General features: G+C 67.2%; 21 protein-coding genes. 12 read left to right on the top strand and 9 right to left on the bottom strand.

All coding sequences use genetic code 11. From position 1 onward, the window contains the following. Positions 1-21 precede the first annotated feature (21 nt). From DFO58_RS03550 to DFO58_RS03530, 5 genes are all read left to right on the top strand, one after another. Positions 22-2,556 carry a DEAD/DEAH box helicase gene (locus DFO58_RS03550; RefSeq protein ID WP_120989290.1) on the top strand — a complete coding sequence of 845 codons (2,535 nt, stop codon included), beginning with the start codon at positions 22-24 and terminating at the stop codon, positions 2,554-2,556. A 95-nt stretch (positions 2,557-2,651) separates the two neighbouring features. After that, positions 2,652-2,846: a hypothetical protein gene (locus DFO58_RS03545; RefSeq protein ID WP_120989289.1), complete on the top strand. Its 195-nt coding sequence runs from the start codon at positions 2,652-2,654 to the stop codon at positions 2,844-2,846. 71 nt (positions 2,847-2,917) lie between these two features. Then, positions 2,918-3,994: a hypothetical protein gene (locus tag DFO58_RS03540; RefSeq protein WP_047119363.1), complete on the top strand. Its 1,077-nt coding sequence runs from the start codon at positions 2,918-2,920 to the stop codon at positions 3,992-3,994. Between the two features lie 151 nt (positions 3,995-4,145). Further along, complete coding sequence (locus DFO58_RS03535) at positions 4,146-5,018, top strand: hypothetical protein (protein WP_047119364.1); 873 nt, start codon at positions 4,146-4,148, stop codon at positions 5,016-5,018. Positions 5,019-5,096: 78 nt separating this feature from the next. Next, entirely contained in the window at positions 5,097-6,122 is a 1,026-nt protein-coding gene (locus DFO58_RS03530; RefSeq protein WP_047119365.1) for a M12 family metallopeptidase, read from the top strand. 74 nt (positions 6,123-6,196) lie between these two features. On the opposite strand, the gene DFO58_RS03525 is transcribed toward DFO58_RS03530, so the two are convergent. The 3 genes from DFO58_RS03525 to DFO58_RS03515 all read right to left on the bottom strand — a co-directional run bounded on the left by DFO58_RS03525 (position 6,197) and on the right by DFO58_RS03515 (position 9,053). Continuing rightward, a complete protein-coding gene (locus DFO58_RS03525) occupies positions 6,197-6,856 on the bottom strand; it encodes a DUF2278 family protein (protein WP_120989288.1) in 660 nt (219 codons plus the stop codon). Positions 6,857-6,881: 25 nt separating this feature from the next. Further along, the gene (locus DFO58_RS03520) at positions 6,882-8,036 is read right to left on the bottom strand and encodes a hypothetical protein (RefSeq protein WP_120989287.1); all 1,155 of its coding nucleotides are present in this window, start codon (positions 8,034-8,036) and stop codon (positions 6,882-6,884) included. Positions 8,037-8,276: 240 nt separating this feature from the next. Further along, entirely contained in the window at positions 8,277-9,053 is a 777-nt protein-coding gene (locus DFO58_RS03515; protein ID WP_231735939.1) for a metal-dependent hydrolase, read from the bottom strand. A 38-nt stretch (positions 9,054-9,091) separates the two neighbouring features. On the opposite strand from DFO58_RS03515, the gene DFO58_RS03510 reads away from it, so the two are divergent. Both DFO58_RS03510 and DFO58_RS03505 read left to right on the top strand, forming a co-directional pair. Further along, positions 9,092-9,583 carry a GNAT family N-acetyltransferase gene (locus DFO58_RS03510; protein WP_047119368.1) on the top strand — a complete coding sequence of 164 codons (492 nt, stop codon included), beginning with the start codon at positions 9,092-9,094 and terminating at the stop codon, positions 9,581-9,583. Continuing rightward, positions 9,580-10,875 (top strand): alpha/beta fold hydrolase, encoded by a 1,296-nt coding sequence (locus tag DFO58_RS03505; protein WP_053798312.1) that lies wholly within the window; start codon positions 9,580-9,582, stop codon positions 10,873-10,875. Before DFO58_RS03510 ends, DFO58_RS03505 begins: the two co-directional genes overlap by 4 nt. Before the next feature lie 24 nt (positions 10,876-10,899). On the opposite strand, the gene DFO58_RS03500 is transcribed toward DFO58_RS03505, so the two are convergent. The 3 genes from DFO58_RS03500 to uvrB all read right to left on the bottom strand — a co-directional run bounded on the left by DFO58_RS03500 (position 10,900) and on the right by uvrB (position 14,897). Next, positions 10,900-11,352: a MarR family transcriptional regulator gene (locus DFO58_RS03500; RefSeq protein WP_053798313.1), complete on the bottom strand. Its 453-nt coding sequence runs from the start codon at positions 11,350-11,352 to the stop codon at positions 10,900-10,902. A gap of 103 nt (positions 11,353-11,455) precedes the next feature. Beyond that, positions 11,456-12,526: a TerC/Alx family metal homeostasis membrane protein gene (locus DFO58_RS03495; protein WP_053798314.1), complete on the bottom strand. Its 1,071-nt coding sequence runs from the start codon at positions 12,524-12,526 to the stop codon at positions 11,456-11,458. Positions 12,527-12,809: 283 nt separating this feature from the next. Beyond that, on the bottom strand, positions 12,810-14,897 hold the full coding sequence (gene uvrB / locus DFO58_RS03490; protein ID WP_047119372.1) for an excinuclease ABC subunit UvrB: 2,088 nt from the start codon (positions 14,895-14,897) through the stop codon (positions 12,810-12,812). 1,240 nt (positions 14,898-16,137) lie between these two features. On the opposite strand from uvrB, the gene DFO58_RS03485 reads away from it, so the two are divergent. The 3 genes from DFO58_RS03485 to DFO58_RS03475 are packed head-to-tail and all read left to right on the top strand — an operon-like array spanning position 16,138 to position 18,385. Further along, complete coding sequence (locus tag DFO58_RS03485; protein ID WP_047119373.1) at positions 16,138-17,859, top strand: M6 family metalloprotease domain-containing protein; 1,722 nt, start codon at positions 16,138-16,140, stop codon at positions 17,857-17,859. Between the two features lie 35 nt (positions 17,860-17,894). Continuing rightward, positions 17,895-18,107, top strand: a complete 213-nt coding sequence (locus DFO58_RS03480) for a hypothetical protein (RefSeq protein ID WP_047119374.1) — start codon at positions 17,895-17,897, stop codon at positions 18,105-18,107. 32 nt (positions 18,108-18,139) lie between these two features. Beyond that, the gene (locus DFO58_RS03475) at positions 18,140-18,385 is read left to right on the top strand and encodes a hypothetical protein (protein ID WP_120989286.1); all 246 of its coding nucleotides are present in this window, start codon (positions 18,140-18,142) and stop codon (positions 18,383-18,385) included. An 84-nt stretch (positions 18,386-18,469) separates the two neighbouring features. Here DFO58_RS03475 and DFO58_RS03470 read toward each other — a convergent pair whose 3' ends face one another. From DFO58_RS03470 to DFO58_RS03460, 3 genes are all read right to left on the bottom strand, one after another. Further along, a complete protein-coding gene (locus DFO58_RS03470) occupies positions 18,470-18,721 on the bottom strand; it encodes a hypothetical protein (protein ID WP_113606403.1) in 252 nt (83 codons plus the stop codon). Further along, a complete protein-coding gene (gene coaE / locus DFO58_RS03465) occupies positions 18,721-19,311 on the bottom strand; it encodes a dephospho-CoA kinase (RefSeq protein ID WP_047119377.1) in 591 nt (196 codons plus the stop codon). The genes DFO58_RS03470 and coaE overlap by 1 nt, the downstream gene beginning before the upstream one ends. A gap of 128 nt (positions 19,312-19,439) precedes the next feature. After that, a complete protein-coding gene (locus DFO58_RS03460) occupies positions 19,440-20,138 on the bottom strand; it encodes a BTAD domain-containing putative transcriptional regulator (protein WP_047119378.1) in 699 nt (232 codons plus the stop codon). A gap of 230 nt (positions 20,139-20,368) precedes the next feature. On the opposite strand from DFO58_RS03460, the gene DFO58_RS03455 reads away from it, so the two are divergent. Both DFO58_RS03455 and DFO58_RS03450 read left to right on the top strand, forming a co-directional pair. After that, the gene (locus DFO58_RS03455) at positions 20,369-21,043 is read left to right on the top strand and encodes a YigZ family protein (protein ID WP_120989285.1); all 675 of its coding nucleotides are present in this window, start codon (positions 20,369-20,371) and stop codon (positions 21,041-21,043) included. After that, the gene (locus tag DFO58_RS03450) at positions 21,040-22,242 is read left to right on the top strand and encodes a methyltransferase (protein WP_120989284.1); all 1,203 of its coding nucleotides are present in this window, start codon (positions 21,040-21,042) and stop codon (positions 22,240-22,242) included. The genes DFO58_RS03455 and DFO58_RS03450 overlap by 4 nt, the downstream gene beginning before the upstream one ends. Positions 22,243-22,251 lie beyond the last annotated feature (9 nt).

Here is a 22,251-nt window from a genome sequence, read left to right as displayed (position 1 = left end):
AAAGGATAGGCTTGGAGCATCATGTTGCTCACCGATTACCTGCCTGCAGACGCGAAAAACGTATCCGACGACGAAATCTACGAGGCCTTCGGCCGCTGGGTGTCCACCCGCGGCATCGAGTTGTACCCGGCCCAGGACGAAGCGTCGATGGCCCTGGCCGGCGGCAGCAATGTCATCCTGGCCACGCCGACCGGCTCCGGGAAGTCGATGGTCGCGATCGCCGCGCACTTCTACGCCATGGCCCGCGACCAGATCAGCTTCTACACCGCGCCGATCAAGGCGCTGGTCTCGGAGAAGTTCTTCGATTTGTGCAAGATCTTCGGCGCGGAGAACGTCGGCATGGTCACCGGCGACTCGTCGGTGAATGCGGATGCCCCGATCATCTGCTGCACCGCGGAGATCCTGGCGAACATCGCGTTGCGCGAAGGCTCGCGGGCCGACGTGGGCTGCGTGATCATGGACGAATTCCACTTCTACGCCGACCCGCAGCGCGGCTGGGCCTGGCAGGTGCCGCTGATCGAGCTGCCGCAGGCGCAGTTCCTGCTGATGAGCGCGACCCTGGGCGACGTGTCCCGCTTCGAGAAGGAGCTTGAGGAGCGCACCGGCAAGACCACCGTCACCGTCGCGCACACCCAGCGTCCGATTCCGCTGCACTTCTACTACTCCATGGACCCGGTGCAGGAAGCCGTGGAGGAGCTGATCAAGACCCGCCAGGTGCCGATCTACATCGTGCACTTCTCCCAGCTGGACGCGATCGACCGCGCCACCGGGCTGATGAGCATCAACGTGGCCACCCGCGAGGAAAAGGACCGCATCGCGGAGCTGATAGCCGGGTTCCGCTTCGCCGCGGGCTTCGGCAAGACGCTGAACCGCCTGGTCCGCCACGGCATCGGCGTGCACCACGCAGGCATGCTGCCCAAGTACCGCCGCCTGGTCGAGCAGCTGGCGCAGGCAGGGCTGCTGAAGGTCATCTGCGGCACCGACACCCTTGGTGTGGGCATCAACGTGCCGATCCGCACCGTGGTGATCACCGCGCTGTCGAAGTTCGACGGCACCCGCACCCGCATCCTGAACGCCCGCGAATTCCACCAGATCGCGGGACGCGCCGGACGCGCAGGCTTCGATACCGCCGGCACCGTGCTGGTGCAGGCCCCGGAGCACGCGATCGAGAACCATAAGGCCATGGAAAAGGCCCTGAAGAAGCACGGCGAGGGCTCGACCAAGCTCAAGCAGATCCCCAAGAAGAAGCCGCCGCAGGGCTTCGTGACCTGGGGCGAGAAGACCTTCGAGAAGATCGTGGACGCCGCCCCCGAGACGCTGAAGTCCTCCTTCCAGGTCTCGCACTCGATGCTGCTGAACCTCCTGGAGCGCCAGGACAACGCCTTCGAGGCCGCCGTGCGCCTGCTCACCGAGAACCACGAGACCCCCTCCGCGCAGCGCAAGCTGAAGCTGCGCGCCATCGGCATCCTGCGTGAGCTGATCGCCACAGGCGTGGTGGTGCGCCGCGAGCAGCCCGATGAGTACGGCAACTACTATGAGCTGACCGTGCACCTGCAGCAGAACTTCGCGCTGAACCAGCCGCTGTCCCCGTTCGCGCTGGCGGCCCTGGAGCTGCTTGACCCCGACTCTGCCAGCTACGCGCTGGATGTGGTCTCCACCATCGAGGCCACCTTGGAAAAGCCGCGCCAGGTGCTCTCCGGGCAGGAGAAGAAGGCGCGCGGCGAGGCGATCGCCGCGATGAAGGCCGAGGGGATGGACTACGACGCGCGCATGACCGCGCTGGAAGAGGTCACCTACCCGATGCCGCTGGCCGAGAAGCTGGAGGCGGCGTTCGAGCAGTACCGTGCCGGCGCCCCGTGGCTAGCCGACTTCGAGCTGCAGCCCAAGTCCGTGGTGCGCGATATGTACGAACGCGCCATGGGCTTCTCCGACTTCGTGCAGTACTACCAGCTGGCCCGCTCCGAGGGCGTGCTGCTGCGCTACCTGACCGACGCCTACAAGGCGCTGCGCCAGAGTGTGCCGCAGGACGCGCTGCGCGAGGACCTGGAAGACTTGATCGAGTGGCTGGGCGAAATGATCCGCCAGATCGACTCCTCGCTGCTGGACGAGTGGGAGGAACTCTCCCGCGGCGAGCTGCACGACGAGTCCGAGGAGATCACTCCGCCGGCCCCGGAAAAGCTCACCAGCAACGTGCGCGCCTTCCGCGTGATGGTCCGCAACGAGATGTTCCGCCGCGTCAAGCTCTTCGCCGACGAGCAGGACAAGGCGCTGGGCGAGCTGGACGAGCACAACGGCTTCGACGCGGACACCTGGGCCGACGCCATGGACGACTACTTCGACGAGCACGAGGACATCGACGACGGCCCGACCGGGCGCAGCTCCAAGCTGTTCATCGTCACCGAGAAGCCCGGCCGGATCTGGGAGGTCCGGCAGATCTTCGCCGACCCGGAGGAAAACCACGACTGGGGCATCAACGCCACCATCTCGCTGGACGACTCCGACGCGGTGGGCGAGCCGGTGGTCACGGTCACCGCCGTGGGACGCCTGGACTCCTGAGTCCCTCCCACTGCCCCGCACCTGCGTGCTTTCTACGGCCCGCGGCAGCGCCAGCAGCTCTGGCCTTGCCGCGGGCCGTGTCGTAGGATTTGGCCATGAACGGTCCGCGGCTGCGCCTGTGCGGCGCATTGATCCTCCTGCCGACCCTGGTGCTGCTGCTCAGCGGCTGGTCGGTGCTGTTCTCCGCCGACGGCGCGGTGGTCACCATCGTGCAGTTCGCCCTGCTCGCCGCAGGCCTGGCCATGGTGTACCGGGGCGAGAATCCCCCGGCCAAAAAAGCCGACGGGTAATGCTCCGGTAACGCTACAGCGCCCATCCTTTGTCCCAACACCGCGTTCGCGGCACCGCAAAGGAGCACCCCATGACATTGCTGAGCCTGCAGCCGGCCGAACCGGCGACGCTGCATTCGCTGCCGCCCACCTTGGACCTGGAGGCCCTGCGCCCGCACCTGGTCAACCTCTCCAACGGGCAGTTCTCCGACGACGGCGCCCTGGTCACCAGCGCCGAGGACGTGGACGCGATCTTCGCCGAGCACCTGCCCCGCTACATGGAGCAGCACGAGGGTCCGCTGCGGCTGCTCTTCTGGGCGCACGGCGGGCTGGTCAGCGAGGCGCGCGGCATCATCGGCGCTTCCCGCCTGCTGCCGCACTGGCTGGAACACGGCATCTACCCTATCTTCTTCATCTGGGAGACCGGGCTGCTCGACGCCCTGTGCTCGCTGCTGCCGCGCAGCGGCGCCCGCGAGCTGCAGGAACAGGGCCGGGCCCGCAACCTCGTCGAGGACCTGTGGAGCGCCGGGGTGGAACGGGCAGTGCGCCCGCTGGGCCAGAAGGTCTGGGCGCAAATGAAGGTCGGCGCGGACCAGGCCGTGGCCGCGGACGGAGGCGCCGCCTACGTGGCGCAGCGGCTAGCCGAATTCACCGCCCGGAATCCCGGCGCCGTCCAGGTGCACGCGGCAGGGCATTCGGCCGGCGCGATCTTCCACTCACGCTTCCTGCCGCTGTACCTGCAGCACGGCTCGGGCACCGGCGTCAGTTCGCTGAACCTGCTGGCAGCGGCCCTTTCCATCGCCGACTTCAACCGGCTGCTGCGCCCGCTCGTCGGCTCGCCGCAGGGCATCGAACAGCTGCACCTGTTCGGCCTGCACCGGCAGCTGGAAGAAGACGACAGCGTGCTGTGGCTTTACCCGCGCTCGCTGCTCTGCCTGATCAGCTCCGCGCTGGAAGCCGAACGCGGCGTCGGCCTGCTCGGCCTGGAACGCTCGGTCGCCGCGGATGCGGACCTGACCGGCTTCCTGGGCACCGCCGCGGCGGACGCGACCTGGTCCAAGACCCAAGTCGGCGCCCCGGGCCGGCGCTGCCTGGCCTCCGCGCATGGCACCTTCGACGAGGACCCGGCCACCTTGAACAGCGTCGCCTACCGGGTGTCCACCGGATGATCCCGGCGCGTAACGCCGGGGTAATAACCGGGTAACGACGCTCCGGCTACGCTGGAGCCTCCACGCGGCCGACGCGCCCGAACCCGGGCGGCCGACCCGGTATCCACCGGCTACGGCACGGGCGTTGGCCTCAGCATGAGGGGGAAAAATCATGGCGGATATCAATGAGGGGACCGATCTGGTCTTCGACCGGCTGCTAGCGGCCCGGCGCGAAGAGGTCGTCGCCCTGCAGAAGGCGCAGGCCGACCGGCTGGCCGACGTCGAGACGCGCGGGCAGCGCAGCCTGGCCGCGCTGCAGGACTCGCTGCCGGAATCCCTGGCCTCGTACCTGGGCAGCGATTCCTCCGCAGAGGAAGCAGCGGCGAAGGACATGAAGTCCTGCGCGGCAACGCTGGCCGAGCAGGCGCCGCGCGAATCTACGGCGCTCTCCGCGGTCATGGGCAACGGGCCTTCCGCGGCGGCGGTGGGCTGGCTGACCCCGTACTACGGCACGCTACACGGTTCCAACGGGGCCATCGCCTGGCAGGGCTACAACCCCGGCAACATCGACGCGTCCTGCTGGGCCAGCGGCGCCGGCTCGGGGCTCTTCGGCACCGGCGCCGGCTCGTTCACCCTGTACATGGACTGGTGGTTCACCTTCCGCGCCCCGGAGAACCGCAACTATGCCCAGACCATCTACGTCCCGTTCAACGGCTTCTACATCGTGCGGGCGGACGACGGATGGTTCGACTCCAAGGAGGCGAAGGTCAACATCTCGATGACCGCCCGCGGCTACCAGTACAACTACAAGCCGGCCGGCAGCGTGAACGTGCTGTCGACCGGGGATGACAACATCAACGTCAACGACCGCTTCGACGGCTGGCGCACGATGTACTATTCGGACCTGCTCGGTGCCGACCAGGCCTACCTGCTGCTGTCCGTCGCGCTCTACGTCTACGCGCGCGGCGGAGGCTCCAACGCCCAGCTGAACTTCGCCGACGGCAACGCCAACTACCTCGGCGTTCCGCTCGTCTACGTCAGCTAGGCAGACCGCGCGCCGCACCGCACCCGGTGCGGCGCGCACCCTCGAAACTCCAGGAAACCTGAACCCAGGGAGCAGGATATGAGCAATGAAAACCGGCCGCTGTGCCTGACCAAGCCGATCGTCCAACGCGAGCTTCCGGCCGGTCTGCCGGACCTGCGGATGCGCCTCATACGGGTGCTGTCCAAGGTCTGGGTCAATGAGACCGAGCTGCACTACTTCTTCATCGACGGGCCCGAAGCGCAGCGCGAAGCCGTGCGCCAGGCCTTCGCCGAGTGGAAGGCCCTGCCGCTGGGCCTGAAGTTCACCGAGACCACCGACCGCGGATCCTCTGAAATCCGCATCGCCTTCGACCAGGCTGACGGATCCTGGTCCTATGTGGGACGCGACCTGCTGGGCATACCCGCCACCGAAACCACCATGAATTTCGGCTGGGACCTGACCGACGACTACGGGCACACCACCGCCTTGCATGAGATCGGGCACAGCCTGGGCCTGCCGCACGAGCACCAGAACCCGTTCTCCGGCATCGTGTGGGACGAGGACGCGGTCTACAAGTTCTTCACCGGGTCCCCGAACTTCTGGACGCGGGCGCAGACCGAGCAGAACGTGCTGCACAAGTTCAGCGCGCAGGAGGTGGACGGCTCCCCGTGGGATCCGAACTCTGTCATGGAGTACTGGTTCCCCGCAGGCCTGATCGTGCAGCCCGCCCAGTATTCCGGCGGCCTGGAACCTGCCGGAGGGCTCTCGGACCAGGACAAGGAGTGGGCCAAGAAGTTCTACCCGGCCACCACCGCCGCCGTCACCGAGCTGAAAGCCTTTGAATCCAAGGTGCTGCAGCTGTCCGCCGGGCAGCAGGCGGACTTCACCATCGTCCCGGACGCCTCGCAGGACTACACGATCGCCACGTTCGGCCAATCCGACATGGTGCTGGTGCTCTTCGAGGACGATAACGGCTCGCTGCGCTACCTGGGCGGCGACGACGACAGCGGCACCGGGCTGAACGCCCAGCTGAAGACCCGCCTGCTGGCCGGGCGCCGCTACGTGGTGCGGCTGCGCCTGTACTGGGCAGGCGGCAGCGGCAAGTCAAGCATCATGTACTGGTAGCCGCGCGCGGCATCGCGCCCCGGACCGTCGGATCCCGGACGGTCCGGGGCGCCCTTGCGCCCTGGGCTGTACACCTAGGCCGGACGGCCCGTCTGATCGGTCTTGAACGACTGGGTCTGGAACTTGTTCAGGAATCCCAGCAGACTCCCGTCTGGCTTGAGCACGATGGTGCCGCCATCCTGCCAGATCCAGTTCTCCGCATCGTGCCCGCCGCCCACCGGGTCGCCCTGGTTCTGGTGCACGTTGTGCACTCCCAGCCCGCTGGAGAACGGCTCGCCGAACACGAAGAACCGGGTGCCCGCATCAATCACGCTTTCCAGCTCGGTCAGCGCATGGAACCCTGTGCCGCTCTTCCACGGCGGGTTCCAGCGCAGCCAGGCCAGCAGCCGGTTCAGGCAGCTTGAAAAGCGCAGCAGGTGGACGATGACCGGCGGGTGCAGCACCGCGGCGCGGATGTAGTCCAGCGCCCCGGAGGACGGATCGGAGGCCAGCGGGTGCCAGCCGTCGGCTAGGGAAGACAGCGCCGCGAAGTCCAGCGCGCGCAGCCGCACGGTGCGCCACTGCACGCCGTCGGGCATGTTCTTCGGATCCACGTCGATGGCGCACTTGTAGTTGCCGGCCGGCGCGTGGATCACCAAGTTGCCGTGGTAGTAGCGCCCGAAGTCATCCGGCGGGTCCCGGTAGTAGTCGTGCAGGGTCCCGATCAGCACCCCGTACCCGTTCGCCAATGGCATGTCCTTGTCCTTTCCCCGACGCCGCTCATTCGTTCGGCGCTTCCACCACCTCGCCGACCTGGTCCTGCACGCGCTTGGCCTGCTGGTCGACCATCACGGTGAACAGCTGCTGGGCGGCGCCGAAAATCACCGCCCAGGCAAGGATCTGCGGGGCGCTGTCCAGGTCGGAAAGACCAGGGAAGAATCCGCCGCGGATCAGCAACAGCCCGAACACCGCGATCAGCGCCCCGAGCGGCAGCTTCAGCAGGGCCATGGCGATGGCCAGGTTGAACGGGGTCGCTGTGCCGCCGACGCTGCGGAAGGACCCGGCGGCCGACACCGCGGCCCCGGCCATGCCGACGAAGAGCAGCAGGGCGATATCGGTGGGCCGCACGGTGCCGGCGATGACCTCGTCGCGCCGCTGCTCGCCGGAGGACACCTGGGCGGAGTTCTCGGTGTTGTCCGCGCTGCCGGCCGGCGCCGCCGACTGTCCCGCGGCATAGGGGCTTTCTCGGGTCGGGCAGACCACGGTGCCCTGGCCCTGCGGGGTGAAGCAGATCGCCAGGTCGGTCGGGCGCACCGCGCCCCAGAAGGCCAGGCCGGCGGCCAGGACCAGCAGGATCACGGTCCACGCAGTCAGCCCGCGGTGGAAGCTGAGCATGCGCGCGTACTCGCGCCGGTACGCCATGTTCGCCGCGGTGCCGGCGTTGATGATCTCCTCGCGCACGTGGCCGGAGGCGATCACTTCGCGTTTGGCCGGCGCGTTGGCGCCAAGCTTGTCCAGATCCCGCATGAGTTGTTCGAAGCCGATACGCTGAGGGTCCTTGAGCCTCAGGTGGTTGCGCACGTCGGACTGGATCTTGGGCAGCTTGCCCATCAGGTAGTCGATGTCGCCGCGGCGCAGCATCAGCGATTCGGCGGCGTGCACGTGGGCCATGACGCTGCCGATCAGCGTGGTGCCCAGCATCATCTTGAACCGCGGTCTGGTCAGCCGTGCCTGCGCCGCGTCCAGATGGTGCTTGATGGCCTGGTCCAGCTCGTCAGCTGTCTGCTGCGTCCCATCGGGGTTTGCCGCGGTGGGCGGCAACTGGGCGAGGTAGCGCGCCTCGTCCTGCCAGGCAGTGAGGTCCGATACGGCGATAGGGAAACGGCGCTGGGCCATGTTGGCGGTGAATTGCGGATGCGCGTCGGCGTTCGCCATAGCTGATCCCTCGATTGCTGCCCGTGGTTCTGCGGAAAGAGAATCGGTACGGGCCGCCGGCAGCCCCGAACAGCGGGTCACCGGCGGGAAACAAGAAGCCTGCCAAGCTTGGTCTGGGCAGGCCCACGAGGCCCGGTCGGCCGGGGCGATGCGCCAGCACCCGGGTAGGCCAAGTATCCGCCGGCGCCCGTTACACGAGCATTACCAGGATCTGCCGCGTCCCCGGTCCTCCCGGCGCGGTCATGCGACGATCAGTGCGACCCCCACGTACACGGTGAGCAGCGAGGCCAGAGTCCATTCGGCGGCGGACCCGGTTGCGGCCAGAACCGGCACGGCAACCCGCCCGTTGGCCTTCCACACCGAGCCGATGACCGGCAGGCGCCGGAACCAGCGCGGGGAGCGGATCTTGATCGGCCAGATCAGGTTGCAGCCACCGATCGTGAGCATGTCCCCCAGCACGTGCGCCGCCACGCCGACGGCGACCGCCAGCAGGAACCACTGGTTCTCCTCGGGCGTATTCATGCCGACAAACGCCCCGGCCGCCAGCGCGATGACCCAGCACAGGGCCGGGGGCATGAACTTCACCGACTTCACGGCGAAGGAGATCAGCAACACCGCGAACAGCGCGGCGGCCGGATACACGATGCCCAGCGCTGCGGTCTGCACCGCCCAGCCGTTGGCCAGCCAGGCCAGCAGGATGAAAAACGCCATGCCTAGGATGGAATGGGTGCCATTGCGGTGTCCGCCGGAGACCTTGCCAATGATGCGGGTGAAGATGCTTGAAATGGGCGGCAGCGACCTGGCGATAGTGGCGCCGTGGTGGTCCGCGTCGGGCAGCAGCGCGGCGCCCGCGCACACGATCGCCCCAGCCAGCGTTTCCCACCGGTCCATCTGCAGCGCGCCGAAGCCGAGGTCTACGGAGCCAATGCTCACCGGAGTCGTAATTGCTAGCCATGCGGCAGCGCCGCTCATGGCGTGGTGTCCACCCATCATGGATTCAACCTTAAGACTGGTCACCGACGAATTGGCGGCGCGGCGGCGGTAAGCTTGAGCACATGAGTAATGTGCGCGAAGCAACACCGGCTGACTGCCCGCAGATTCTGGAGCTGATCCACGAACTTGCAGTGTACGAGAAGGAGCCGGACGCGGTGCGCAACACCGTGCAGGACCTGCAGAGCCACCTTTTCGGCGCGGACCCCAAGGTCTTCGCCCACGTGGCCGAGGACGAGTCCGGCACCGTGATCGGCGTGGCGATCTGGTTCCTGACCTACTCCACCTGGGAGGGCCGCCACGGCATCCACCTGGAAGACCTGTATGTGCGCTCCGCCCGGCGCGGATCGGGCACCGGCACCGCGCTGCTGCAAACGCTTGCGCAGATCTGCGTCGAGCGCGGCTACAAGCGCCTGGAATGGGCGGTGCTGGACTGGAACGAGCCGGCCATCAAGTTCTACGATTCGATCGGTTCGTCCTCCATGGACGGCTGGACCACCCGCCGCCTGGACGGCGACGCATTGACCGCCCTGGGCACCAAAGGAGCAGCACGATGAACCACTACCGCGGCATGGACGTCACCGAGCACCGCATCGAGGTCCCGCTGGACTACGCGCGCCCGGCCGGCGAGAAGATCAGCGTGTTCGCCCGCGAGATCAGCACCGATGCGACCCTGCCCTGGCTGCTGTTCCTGCAGGGCGGACCGGGCGGGAAGTCCCCGCGTCCCGGATCCCTGTCCGGTTGGCTGGCCGAGGCGGTCAAGCACTTCCGCGTGCTGCTGCTGGACCAGCGCGGCACCGGGTTGTCCACCCCTGCCACCCGGAAGTCCCTGCCGCTGCGCGGCGACTTCGCCGCCCAGGCCCGCTACCTGGAGCACTTCCGCGCGGACTCGATCGTGCGCGATGCCGAGGCGCTGCGCGAGCACCTGGGCATCGACATGTGGAGCACCCTGGGCCAGAGCTACGGCGGGTTCTGCACGCTCACCTACCTGTCGCTGTTCCCGCAGTCCCTCGAACGCTGCCTGGTCACCGGCGGCCTGGCCTCCCTGGATGCCGATCCGCGGGATGTCTACCGGGCGACCTACCAGCGCATGGCCGAACGCAATACCGAGTACTTCTCCTGGTATCCGCAGGACTTCGAGGTCCTGGGCCGGATCTACGAGCACGTGCGCCACGGCGGCGACGAGGTGCTGCCCAACGGGCAGCGCGTCACCGTGCCGCTGGTGCAGATGCTGGGCATGTACCTAGGTGGCAACAGCCGGGTGCACCTGCTGCACCATGTGTTCGAGGAAGCGTTCATCGACACCCCCGGCGGCCCGCGCCTGTCGGACACCTTCCTGGAGGCGCTCTACGCGCAGTCATCCTTCGCCGCCAACCCGCTGTATGCGCTGATGCACGAGAGCATCTACGCCCAGGGCTCGGCGACGAACTTCGCGGCCGAGGCGGTGCTGCCGGAGTTCCCGCAGTTCACCTCGCATGCGAAAACCCCGTTGCTGACCGGGGAGATGATCTTCCGCTGGCACTTCGCCGAGGACCCGGCCCTGCGCCCGCTGGAGGACGTGGCCCGGATCCTGGCCGAGCACGAGCACTTCGGCCCGCTCTACGACCTGGGTGTGCTGGCCGAGAACACCGTGCCGGTGGCCGCGGCGGTCTACCACGACGACGTCTACGTGGACCGCGAACTGTCGCTGGAAACCGCCTCGCGAGTCAAGGGCCTGCAGGCCTGGGTGACCGAGGACTTCCACCACGACGGGCTGGGCGACGAGGGTCCGGCGATCTTCCGCCGACTGCTGGCCATGACAAATGGCGAGGACCCGGAAGCCGCCGCGAAGGGCCTTTCCGGGTCCTAGGCCTGGCTGGCGCGTTCAGGCCGTTCAGCCGTCCAGCTGGGCGGCCAGTTCATCGCACAGCTTCTGCAGCAACGGCGCGGCGGTGCCCAGGATCTGCTGGTCGGCTTCGGGCAGCGTCTGGATGCCGCCGGCCAGCGCCGTGTAGGCGCGCAACCGGTAGGCTTCGACCTCGTTCCTGCCCTGCCCGGTCAATTCGACCAGGCTGGCGCGGCCGTCGTGGGGATCGGGACGGCGGGCGACCAGGCCGTCCTGTTCCAGCCTGATGACCAGTCCGGTCATGGTCGGCTGCGCGACGCGCTGCTGGAGCGCAAGATCCCCCACGCGCTGCGCCCCGTCCCGGTCCAGCCCGGAGAGCACGCGCCAGGCGGTGACGGATCGCCCCTGCCCGGCGGCATGCCCCAGCAGTCGGGAGAGGGTGCCGGAGGCCACCGCAATTCCTGCGGCGGTTTCGGTGACGGCGGACGGTGTGGTGCTCATGATGTGTACCCTAGCAGAATGCGTCAATGGTGGATTCCGGACAGCGAAAAGCCCGCCTGACCGGCCCTGGTCGGGCAGGCGGCGGGCAGTTCGCCTGACGTTGCTACTTGCCGTCGTTGGCCTCGGCCGCGGCCTTGGCTGCCGCGGAAATCGCCTCGGCTTCCTCGGCTTTTTCGGCGGCTCGGCGGCCCATCGGGGTCCACAGCGACAGCACGGTGGCGACGACAATCGCGCCGAGGATCACCAGCAGGGAGATGCCCACCGGAATGTCCAGCCAGGCGAACTGGTGCAGCGGCTCGCCGCCGTTGATGAATGGCACCTGGTTCTCATACAGGGCGTGGAAGACCAGCTTGACGCCAATGAACGCAAGGATGAAGCTCAGTGCGTGCTTCAGGAACACCAGTCGGTTCATCAGGCCGCCGAGCAGGAAGTACAGCTGGCGCAGGCCCATCAGGGCGAAGATGTTCGCGGTGAACACGATGAACGCCGACTGGGTCAGCCCGAAGATCGCGGGGATCGAGTCGAAGGCGAACAGCAGGTCGGTCATGCCGATGGTGATGAACACCATCACCATCGGGGTGAACAGCTTCTTGCCGTCGACCACGGTGCGCAGCCTGTTTCCGTCGAAGCTGTCGGAGATCGGCAGCTTGCTGGTCAGCTTCTTGACCAGGCCGCTTTCCTCGTCTTCGTCGCCCTCGTCCTTCAGCTGGTTCCATGCGGTCCACAGCAAGAAGGCTCCGAAGATGTAGAAGACCCACGACCACTGCTCGATGATGGCTGCGCCGGCCACGATGAAGATCGCGCGCAGGATCAGCGCGATGATGATGCCGAACATCAGCACTTCCTGCTGGTACTTTCGCGGTACCGAGAAGCGGGCCATGATGATGATGAACACGAACAGGTTGTCCACGGACAGTGCGTATTCGGTAACCCAGCCGGCGTAGAATTCCTGGCCGAGCTGCGGGCCTGCCTGCCACCAGAGCACGCCGCCGAAGGCCAGCGCCAGGCCGATGTAGATGACGACGAAGATGCCAGCTTCCTTCATGGAAGGAATGTGCGGACGCTTGGTCACATAAAGTAGATCGGCGACGAGCACCGCGCACAGCACGATCAGTGCGATGGTTTCAAATTGAAGTGTTAACCCGGAAATGCCCACGGAAGAGCGACCTTTCATTGCAGGGTATGGCTGATATTCGCAAGTCTCTCCGCCGGCCGCACCGCGATCCGGCGGTGCGAAATTCGGCTGCTGCGCCCGGCGAATCGCCGTTGATTCGCGTGCTGACGTTCACAGCATTTGGGATACTCCCCTACGTCCAATCAACCATTGTATCCCACAGCGAAATCACAGCCCCGGGTGGGGCGTCCTACGCCAAGTCAGACATCCGGGCGCGCGAAACCCCGTCCCGGCGGGGATTTTTGTCCGGACGGGGTTGACGTTTTCCCGAAGGCAGTGCCGCTCAGGCGTGGCCGGCGGCCTTCATCTGCCGCAGCTCCTTCTTCAGCTCCGCCACCTCGTCACGCAGCCGGGCCGCCAGCTCGAACTGCAGCTCGGCCGCCGCCGCGTGCATCTGTCCGGTCATCTCTTCGATCTGGCCCAGCAGGTCTTCGGCCGGCGCGGCGGCCAGGCCGTCCTTGCGCACTGTCGACGACGCCGAGGTGCGCTTGGCGCCCTTGGCCAACCGGTTGTTGTTCAGCAGCTCCTGGGTGTCGGCGTCCTCCCTGGCCAGCTGGTCGGTGATGTCCGCGATCTTCTTGCGCAGCGGCATCGGGTCGATGCCGTGCTTCTCGTTGTGCGCCCGCTGGATCTGCCGGCGGCGGTTGGTCTCCTCGATCGCCTGGCTCATGGCGTCGGTGATCTTGTCCGCGTACATGACCACCTGGCCGGACACGTTGCGGGCTGCGCGGCCGATGGTCTGGATCAGCGAAGTCGCCGAGCGCAGGAAGCCTTGCTTGTCGGCATCCAGGATCGCCACAAGCGACACCTCGGGCAGGTCAAGGCCCTCGCGCAGCAGGTTGATTCCCACCAGCACATCGAAGGAGCCCATGCGCAGTTCGCGCAGCAACTCCACGCGCCGGATCGTGTCCACGTCCGAGTGCAGGTACTGCACGCGCACCTGGTGCTCGGTCAGGTAGTCGGTCAGGTCTTCCGCCATGCGCTTGGTCAGGGTGGTGACCAGCACGCGTTCGTCGCGATCCACGCGGGTGCGGATCTCGTCCAGCAGGTCGTCGATCTGGCCCTTGGTCGGCTTGACGATGATTTCCGGGTCGATCAAGCCGGTAGGGCGGATGATCTGCTCCACGAAGCCGTCGGACTTGCCCAGCTCGTACTTTCCCGGGGTAGCCGACAGGTACACCGTCTGCCCGATGCGCTCCAGGAACTCATCCCATTTCAGCGGACGGTTGTCCATCGCGCTGGGCAGGCGGAACCCGTGCTCCACCAGCGTGCGCTTGCGCGACATGTCGCCCTCGTACATGGCTCCGATCTGCGGTACGGTCACGTGGGATTCGTCGATGACCAGCAGGAAGTCGTCTGGGAAGTAATCCAGCAGGCAGTGCGGGGCGGAACCCGGCGCACGACCGTCGATGTGCCGCGAATAGTTCTCGATGCCATTGCAGAAGCCCATCTGCTCCATCATTTCCAGGTCGTAGGTGGTGCGCATGCGCAGCCGCTGGGCCTCGACGAGCTTGTTCTGCGACTCCAGTTCCTTCAGCCGCGTTGCCAGCTCGTCCTCGATGGACTTGATCGCCTTGTGCATGCGCTCGGCTCCCGCCACGTAATGGCTGGCCGGGAAGATGTACATCTCGGTTTCCTCGCGGATCACCTCGCCGGTGACCGGATGCAGCGTGTAGATCGCTTCCACCTCGTCGCCGAAGAACTCGATGCGCACCGCCTGCTCCTCGTACATCGGGATGATCTCCACGGTGTCCCCGCGCACCCGGAAGGTGCCGCGGTGGAAGTCCATGTCGTTGCGGGTGTACTGCATGGCCACGAACTGGCGCAGCATCGCGTCGCGGTTCAGCTCCTCGCCTTGGCGCACCGTCACCATCCCGGCGACATACTCCTCCGGGGTGCCCAGGCCGTAGATGCAGGAGACCGTAGCGACCACGATGGTGTCGCGGCGGGTCAGCAGCGAGTTGGTGGCCGAGTGGCGCAGCCTTTCGACCTCCTCGTTGATCGAGGAGTCCTTCTCAATGAAGGTATCGGTCTGCGGCACGTAGGCCTCGGGCTGGTAGTAGTCGTAGTAGGACACGAAGTACTCGACCGCGTTGTTCGGCATCAGCTCGCGGAACTCGTTGGCCAACTGGGCGGCCAGGGTCTTGTTCTGCACCAGTACCAGGGTGGGGCGCTGCACCTGCTCGACCAGCCAGGCGGTGGTCGCGGATTTGCCGGTACCGGTCGCGCCGAGCAGCACGATGTCCTTCTCACCGGCCTGGATCCGCTGCGTCAGCTCCGCGATGGCCTGCGGCTGGTCGCCAGCAGGCTCGTATTCGCTGATGACCTCGAAGGGGGCGACAACTCGTTTGATGGGCTGTGCAAGACTCATACATCTAGGCTACGCCCTGGGTCCCGACTCTTTGCGCGCTGCTGGCGATTGGCTGAAAGAATCCAGCAATCGGTTAATCGCCTCGATGCGCTCGGGGTCTCGGGATGGGGCGGCGCGCCATGGCATCGGCCCAGTCGAAGTAGCGCTTTGCCCCATCAAGCACGGCGGGCATGAGAACCGGCGACCCGATGCGATCCGGTACCCCGCCCAGCGAAAACCCGCGGCGTACAGGTTCCCCGCAAGAGAGATTTCCGCGCAGAATGAGCCGCGGCCGGTGCCCATCGACATGGATCCTTCCAGCGCTTCAAACAGCGCAGGCCAGATTGCCACCGTGTCGCTCCGCAAACAGGGCAGCCCAAGTAGCCTGCCAACATGGTGTACCTGCACGATCGGCTCACCGCAGCAGGAGTTATTCCACGTGATCGGTGAGGCCACCAAGAATTCCATCCGTAGACCATCTTGTTCGACGGTGCCCAGTCCGCGTCGATTGGGTGCTTGGCCAATAGATGGCGGCCGGTAATCACTTCGTTCTGCCCTGCGGCCAAGGTTGATGCGAACCTCAGGATCGTGGCCCGCCGGGTTCCGGGCACATCGTCGATCATCACTGCGAGGGGCAGCTGCAGCAAGGGGTGACACGGCCGGAGGCTTCCTCCTGCTCCGTCCAGCAGGCTCGCGCGATCGAGACCTTGCTGGAACGGGACCAGGTATTCGCCGATGCCGCTTTTCGACGAGTTGAGCCTGATTGATTCGGGGGGGCAGATGTTGCTTGGGCGGCGGCAAGTACCGGGTACCTGCGTGAACCAGGGCCAAGGTTGCTACCGCCCAGACTCTCCACCCGGCCATAGAGCAACCACACCCCCGCAAAGACGCCGTATCCCGCTCTCGGGTGCTCCTCGCTCTGCTCCAAGCTGCGATCCGCCCTCCGTTTCGGGCATGGAACGATCGCCGTGGCCAACGGGGTGCCGCAGCGGTAATGCCGGGGTAACACCGCAGTAATTTCTCCGCGCGATAGTAGGGGCAGCACGTTCGCCGCCGGATCATCCGGGGACGGGCGAGTCCTGGGGCGAACCGGTGCATGTATTGCCGCCCGGTCCCCTTGGCCGTTGACACGCACACCCGGGGGCCGGCTTTCTCGAACCTCCCCTCGCTGTGCCCTTGCGGGTCCCGTCTGCCGCCGCTTCGCCGCGGCCGGCGCGGGATCCATTCCAATCCACGCCACCCAAGGGAGGAAGGCACCCGAATGCCAGTCCCATTCCAAGGCGAATTATTCACCTTTCAGAACCCCGACGGATCCGAGTTGACGCTCAAGGGCTGGGGCAACCAGTTCCACGCGGTCTTCGAAACCCTGGACGGCTACACCGTCGTCAAGGGCGAGGACGGCTTCTACCAGTACGCGGCGCTCGCCGAGAACGGCGAATCGTTGCAGCCCACCGGCGAGCGCGTAGACACCGCCGATCCGCAAACACTCAACCTGCCGCAGCATCTGCGCATCACCCGCGAATCCAGCGCCATGCAGGCCCGCGAGACGCGCGAATCCCTAGGGCCGGTGCCGCGCTGGATGCAGCGCCGCACCGGAGCCCAGGCGCAGCTGAAGGCGCAGTCGGCCTCCCCTGATGCGGCGCCGCCGGCGAACCCGACCACCGGAAATTTCCGGGGGCTGGTGCTGCTCATTGATTTCAGCGACTTCCCGGCCACGATCAGCCGGCAGGAGGTCGACGACTTCTGCAACTTGGCGGGCTACACCGGCTTCGGCAACAACGGATCGGCGTTCGACTACTTCCGCGACGTCTCGGACGGCAAGCTGTCCTACAAGAACCTCGTGGCCGCCTACTACCGGGCGGCGCATCCGCGCACCTATTACACGGACCCCGCCATCAGCTACGGCACCCGGGCCCAGGAGCTGATCCGCGAGGCGCTGGACAGCCTGGTCGCGGCCGGCTTCGACTTCTCCTCGCTGACGGCCGACGCGGGCGGCTACATCAAGGCGCTGAGCGTCTTCTACGCCGGGGTGCGCTCGAACGCGTGGAGCGAAGGGTTATGGCCGCACAGCTGGGCGCTGGCCTCGCCGTACGTGCTCAGCGCGACGCGCCGCTTCTCCGACTACCAGATCACGGATTTGGGCAACCAGCTCACGCTGCGCACGTTCTGCCACGAGAACGGGCACATGGTGTGCGACTTCCCGGACCTGTACGACTACGACAGCGTCGGGGTTGGCCTGGGCGTCGGGCATTATTCGCTGATGTGCTACGGCGGCAACGACAAGAACCCGACCCAGGTCGACGCCTACCTGAAGCATGCGGCGGGCTGGTCCTCGGCGGCCACCACCATGGCTTCCGGGCAGAGCTACACCATCGCGGCAGGGCGCAACGAGTTCCTGCTGCATCCGCGCAGCGCCACGGAGTACTTCATCGTGGAGAACCGCGAGCAGGCCGGCAGGGACGCCTCGCTGCCTGATTCGGGTGTGGCGATCTGGCATGTGGACACCACCGGCAACAACAGCAACCAGGAGATGACCCCGGCCAAGCACTACGAACTGTCATTGGAGCAGGCGGACAACCGCTTCGATCTGGAGCGGCGGGTGAACTACGGCGACGCCACCGACCTCTACGGAGGGTCGGGCTCCAGCTTCGGCCCTTCCTCGGCACCGAACAGCAACTGGTGGGACGGCAGCGGCTCGGGACTGGACATCGAGTCCGTCTCCGCCGTCGCCCATTCGATGACGGTGGCCACCCGGAACACCGGTCCGGCCACCTACTACAACATCTCGGTCAACCAGGTCTTCGCAACCGTCAATGCGCAGAACGCATGGGCGCACGTGGGAACCCTGGGATGGCGCAAGATCACCACCGGCGCCCCGGACGGCATCACCAACATGCTGGCCATGCTCGCGCTGGCGCAGGCCAAGGGCCTGAAGGTCACCGTCGTCGCCGACGCGTCAAACATCTCGCAGTGCTACCTGTGAAACCGTGAACGAGCAACGTGAAAGAAGGATCAACCATGTGGACCACCATCAACCAGATCTTCACCTCGAACCATTCGCAGAACGCCTGGGCCCATCTGGCCTCGGACAACGCCTGGCACAAGGTGCTGACCGGAGCGACCGACGGGGTGACCAACGTCCACCTGGTGCTCTCGGTGGCCAAGGCCACCGGCAAGCAGGTGTACATCGTGCTGGATGCGGCGAAGAACATCACCCAGGTCTACCTCTAGCACGACGGTCCAAGAAAGGGGTGCAAACGCACATGAGCAAGGACTACGAGATCAAGATCAGTGTTGCCGGCACCGGCGGGGACGGTTCCCGAGGCGGAGCGGATTCCTCGGCCCCGTCTCCGATGCCGCTGGAACAGCTGGCGGCTTCCGCAGCCGGACAGGGCGCAACGGGGTCGGCGCCCACGCCGATGGCGCTGGGCCAGATGGCCGCCGGAGGGCCGGACGCTGCGCCAGAACCCATGGTGCTGGACCGACTGCCCGATCCGGGCGGTTCCTGATCCGGTGCCCGATTCCGCACCGGGATAGTGCATGATGCGCGGCGGGCCACGTGGCCTGCCGCGCCTCGCTGCGTCTCAGGCTTCCTAGCGTCCACGCTTCATGCCGTAGCGGATGGAATTGCGCGCCACGGTGCGGCGGATGGCCCCTCCGAAGAACCCGACCGTTAGCCAGGTCGCGGCCACCAGCCCGAGAAGGGCCAGCCAGCCGCTGATATATACCACCGGCGAGTAGGGCCCGTCGGAGGCGACGAATTCGCTGCGCCCACCGAATCCCAGCCAGAGCACCAGCGCGGCGGCGAAGCTGGCGAGCATGATCCACTTGGCGGTTTTCAGCATCAGCGCACCAGCTCCTGCCGGTAGAGCTCCTCGACCCGGGCCAGCAGCTGTTCCCGGGTGCCGTCGTTGACCAGCAGGTAGTCGGCGATCTCGGCGCGCTGCTCGTCGGTGGCCTGCGCGGCCATGCGCGCCTCGGCGTCCTGCCGGGTCCAGCCGCGGTCCTCGACCATGCGGCGGATGCGCTCCTCGCGCGGGGCCTGCACGACGATGACCACGTCGTAGGCCCCGGCCTGCCCGGATTCGGCCAGCAGCGGCACGTCCTCGACCACCAGCGCCCCGGGGGCCGCGGCCTGGCGCAGGCGGGCGGCTTCCTCGCGGATCAGCGGGTGCACGATCGCGTTGAGTTTTTCGCGGGCGCCGTCGTCGGAGAACACCAGAGCGCCCAGCGCCGCGCGGTCCAGCGTCCCGTCGGCCTGCAGCATGTGCTCGCCGAAGGTTTCGCGGATCGCCGCCAGCCCGGGGGTGCCCGGCTCGACGACCACCCGCGCGAGCGCGTCGGCGTCGATCACCACCGCCCCGAGCTGTGCCAATTTCGCCGCCACTACTGATTTACCGGATGCCACCCCACCGGTCAGGCCCACATGCATCATGGGTTCCAGCCTAGTACGGGGCCGGCCTGCACCGGGTTTACGGCGCACCGCGGCCTGGCGCACCGTCCGTGCCGCGGCGGCCGGGCGGCTAGGCGGCCGGGCGGCTAGGCGGCTAGGCGGCTAGGCGGCTACGCGCCGCGCAGCTGGGTGAGTGTGTGCAGCAGCTCGGGACCCGGTTCCACCCCGAGTTCGGTCTTCAGCCGCCCGATGAATTGCAGCAGCCCCGCGGTGGCCGAGGCGTTGTTGCCCTGCCCGGATTCGGCGCGGGCGCATAGGCTCGCAGCCGATTCGCGCATCGGATCCAGCCGCAGCGCGCTCTGCGCCAGCTGCCAGGCCCGATGCTGCAGCCCCAGGTTCAGCAGCTGCGCCGACGCGGTCTCCAGCGCGCGCAGCTGCAGCTGGCGCAGCGCCTCCTGCTCCTCGAACAGCCACGGCTCGTCCCAGTCGGGCAGCAGCTGGCGGGTGTTCAGGAAAATGTCCTCCTGCAGGCTGTCGGCGTCCGGGGCCAGCAACAAGTGCTGCAGCCGGTGGCGTAGGGTGTGCAGGTCCACGGATACCGCAGGGTCGATTTCCACCCACCCGTCGTCGCAGCGGATCGCCCCGGGGCACTGCTGGTGGATGTGGCACAGGCTTACGCGCAGGCTGTCGGCCGCGCGCATTTCGGTGGTTTCAGGCCAGAGCATTCCGGCCATCCGGCGCCGCGAGACCGGTCCATGGACCGCCAGCAGGGTCAGCACCCGCTGTTCACGCAAACGCAGTTTAACCGGCTGGCAGTCAGCAATCAGACGCCATCGGTCAAGCAGCTCAATTTCATACGATGCAGCCATTGGCAACTCCCCCAGCAATGCAAAACCAGCCCCAGTAGATGCCCCATGTGGAGAATATTTTCCCACCCCCAAGGCCTAGCGTCAATGCTGAAACCACGGATAAATCAACCTGAAAAACCGTTGCGAGGTGCACACATCGTGTTAAATCGTGCAGCGCGGACTATTGCCGCGGCCCGGCTTCCGGACCGGCTTCCGGACCGCTTGGCGCGCCGCGCGATAAACTGGTGATAATGAACTCCACCGATTCTCGCGCGTCGGCCTACACCATCCTGAGCCGCGACAGCGTCCACGAGGTCGAGATCAAGCGCTCCCGCTTCATCACCTACCTCTTCCGGGTCGAATCCGAGGCGCAGGCCCGCGAGCACATCGCCGCGCTGCGCAAAACGCACTTCGACGCCCGCCACCACTGCAGCGCCTTCATCCTGGGCCCGGACCGGATGATCCAGCGCTCGAACGACGACGGCGAGCCCTCGGGCACCGCCGGCATCCCGATGCTCGAAGCCCTCGCCAAGCGCGACACCGGGCACGGCACCGACCTGTCCGACGTGCTGGCAGTGTGCGTGCGCTACTTCGGCGGCATCAAGCTCGGCGCCGGCGGCCTGGTCCGCGCCTACTCCGATTCGGTCTCACAGGCCCTGGAGCATTCGACCCTGCATGTGCGCCAGCGCCTGCGCATCTTCACGCTGCCCGCCCCGCACGCGCTGGCCGCGCGCTGGGAGAACGAGCTGCGTGCCGCCGGCTACCAGCTCGAACCCAGCGTCTGGGAAGCGGCGCACGCCGTGCTGCACATCGGGATCGACGACACCGAGCACGACGCCGGCCAACTGGCAGCCTTCACCGCCGCGCTGACTTCCGGCGCGGGCCGGCTGCAGCCCTTCGACACCAAATGGGTGGACCTTCCATGAGCACCGAGCATGACCCGGCCGGCATCCCGGCCCCCGCGCCGACCCCCGCCGACCCTGCCCGGGCCCTGCTCGCGCAGCTGAGCCGCTGGCCCGACGTGCAGGCGGAAAACCTGTTCGCGGTCGACGCCGCCGACCGGCTGGTGCTTGACACCTGCGCCGCAGCGCTGGCGCAGCTCGGCGCCCCCTGGCCCGGCACGCTCGCCGTGATCGGCGACCACTACGGGGCGCTCACCCTCGGGGCGCTGGCCCGCGGGGCCGGAACAGTGCATGTATTCACCGACGCGCTGACCTCCCGCCGCGCCATCGAGAACAACCTCGAATCCCTGGCCCCGCAGTGGGCCGAGCGGGTCGCGTTCACCTCGCTGGACGAGGCGGCCCGCGGCGCGCGCCTCGTGCTGATGAACCTGCCGCGCGGGCTGGACGTGCTGGCCGAGCAGGCCGACGCCATCGCCGCAACGGCGGACCCGGCGGTGCAGGTGTTCGCCGGCGGGCGCATCAAGCACATGAACCGCTCGATGAACCAGGTGCTCGACGAGCGCTTCTCGCGCGTCGACGTCTCGCTGGCCAGGCAGAAGTCCCGGGTGCTCACCGCCTGCGGGGTGCGCGAAACCCGCCCCGCCAGCCGTTTCCCGCAGCTTGCCGAGCACCAGGTCAACGGCACCGCCTTCACGCTGGCCGCGGGCGCCGCGACCTTCGGGGCAGCCCGGCTGGACCCGGGCACCCGGCTGCTGCTGGAGCACCTGCCCGACCTCTCCGCGCACCGGACGCTGGTGGACCTGGCCTGCGGCAACGGCTCCATCGGCATCTATGCGGCGCTCACCCACCCGCAGCTGCGCATCGCCGCCTGTGACCACTCGGCCTCCGCCGTCGCCTCCACGCTGGCCGCCGCTCGCGCCAACCAGCTGGCGGAGCGGATCGACGCGGTGCAGGACGACGCCCTGTCCCGGCTGCCGGAGGCCAGCGCCACGCTGATCACGCTGAACCCGCCGTTCCACATCGGCAATGCGGTCACCGCGGACATCGCCTTCAAGCTGATCGACGACGCCGCCCGCGTGCTGGCCGACGGCGGCGAGCTGCTCTGCGTGTTCAATTCGCACCTGCGCTACCGCGGCGAGCTGGCCCGGCGCATCGGCCCCACCCGCCAGCTCGCGCGCGACAAGACCTTCACCGTCACCGCCTCCACCCGCCGCCGGGGCTGACCCCGCAGG

Source organism: Arthrobacter sp. AG1021 (genome assembly GCF_003633665.1).
In the GTDB taxonomy this organism is placed as follows: domain Bacteria; phylum Actinomycetota; class Actinomycetes; order Actinomycetales; family Micrococcaceae; genus Glutamicibacter; species Glutamicibacter soli.
The sequence above is the reverse complement of the archived record's forward strand: the minus strand, read 5'-3'. Positions and strand labels throughout refer to the sequence as shown.

Coding starts and splice junctions, on each gene's coding strand:
- DFO58_RS03505 (WP_053798312.1), top strand. CDS start 9,580: ATGAACCACTACCGCGGCATGGACGTCACCGAGCACCGCATCGAGGTC.
- DFO58_RS03480 (WP_047119374.1), top strand. CDS start 17,895: ATGTGGACCACCATCAACCAGATCTTCACCTCGAACCATTCGCAGAAC.
- DFO58_RS03470 (WP_113606403.1), bottom strand. CDS start 18,721: ATGCTGAAAACCGCCAAGTGGATCATGCTCGCCAGCTTCGCCGCCGCG.
- DFO58_RS03495 (WP_053798314.1), bottom strand. CDS start 12,526: ATGAAAGGTCGCTCTTCCGTGGGCATTTCCGGGTTAACACTTCAATTT.
- DFO58_RS03535 (WP_047119364.1), top strand. CDS start 4,146: ATGGCGGATATCAATGAGGGGACCGATCTGGTCTTCGACCGGCTGCTA.
- DFO58_RS03550 (WP_120989290.1), top strand. CDS start 22: ATGTTGCTCACCGATTACCTGCCTGCAGACGCGAAAAACGTATCCGAC.
- DFO58_RS03460 (WP_047119378.1), bottom strand. CDS start 20,138: ATGGCTGCATCGTATGAAATTGAGCTGCTTGACCGATGGCGTCTGATT.
- coaE (WP_047119377.1), bottom strand. CDS start 19,311: ATGATGCATGTGGGCCTGACCGGTGGGGTGGCATCCGGTAAATCAGTA.
- DFO58_RS03475 (WP_120989286.1), top strand. CDS start 18,140: ATGAGCAAGGACTACGAGATCAAGATCAGTGTTGCCGGCACCGGCGGG.
- DFO58_RS03455 (WP_120989285.1), top strand. CDS start 20,369: ATGAACTCCACCGATTCTCGCGCGTCGGCCTACACCATCCTGAGCCGC.
- uvrB (WP_047119372.1), bottom strand. CDS start 14,897: ATGAGTCTTGCACAGCCCATCAAACGAGTTGTCGCCCCCTTCGAGGTC.
- DFO58_RS03510 (WP_047119368.1), top strand. CDS start 9,092: ATGAGTAATGTGCGCGAAGCAACACCGGCTGACTGCCCGCAGATTCTG.
- DFO58_RS03500 (WP_053798313.1), bottom strand. CDS start 11,352: ATGAGCACCACACCGTCCGCCGTCACCGAAACCGCCGCAGGAATTGCG.
- DFO58_RS03525 (WP_120989288.1), bottom strand. CDS start 6,856: ATGCCATTGGCGAACGGGTACGGGGTGCTGATCGGGACCCTGCACGAC.
- DFO58_RS03485 (WP_047119373.1), top strand. CDS start 16,138: ATGCCAGTCCCATTCCAAGGCGAATTATTCACCTTTCAGAACCCCGAC.
- DFO58_RS03520 (WP_120989287.1), bottom strand. CDS start 8,036: ATGGCGAACGCCGACGCGCATCCGCAATTCACCGCCAACATGGCCCAG.
- DFO58_RS03545 (WP_120989289.1), top strand. CDS start 2,652: ATGAACGGTCCGCGGCTGCGCCTGTGCGGCGCATTGATCCTCCTGCCG.
- DFO58_RS03540 (WP_047119363.1), top strand. CDS start 2,918: ATGACATTGCTGAGCCTGCAGCCGGCCGAACCGGCGACGCTGCATTCG.
- DFO58_RS03530 (WP_047119365.1), top strand. CDS start 5,097: ATGAGCAATGAAAACCGGCCGCTGTGCCTGACCAAGCCGATCGTCCAA.
- DFO58_RS03450 (WP_120989284.1), top strand. CDS start 21,040: ATGAGCACCGAGCATGACCCGGCCGGCATCCCGGCCCCCGCGCCGACC.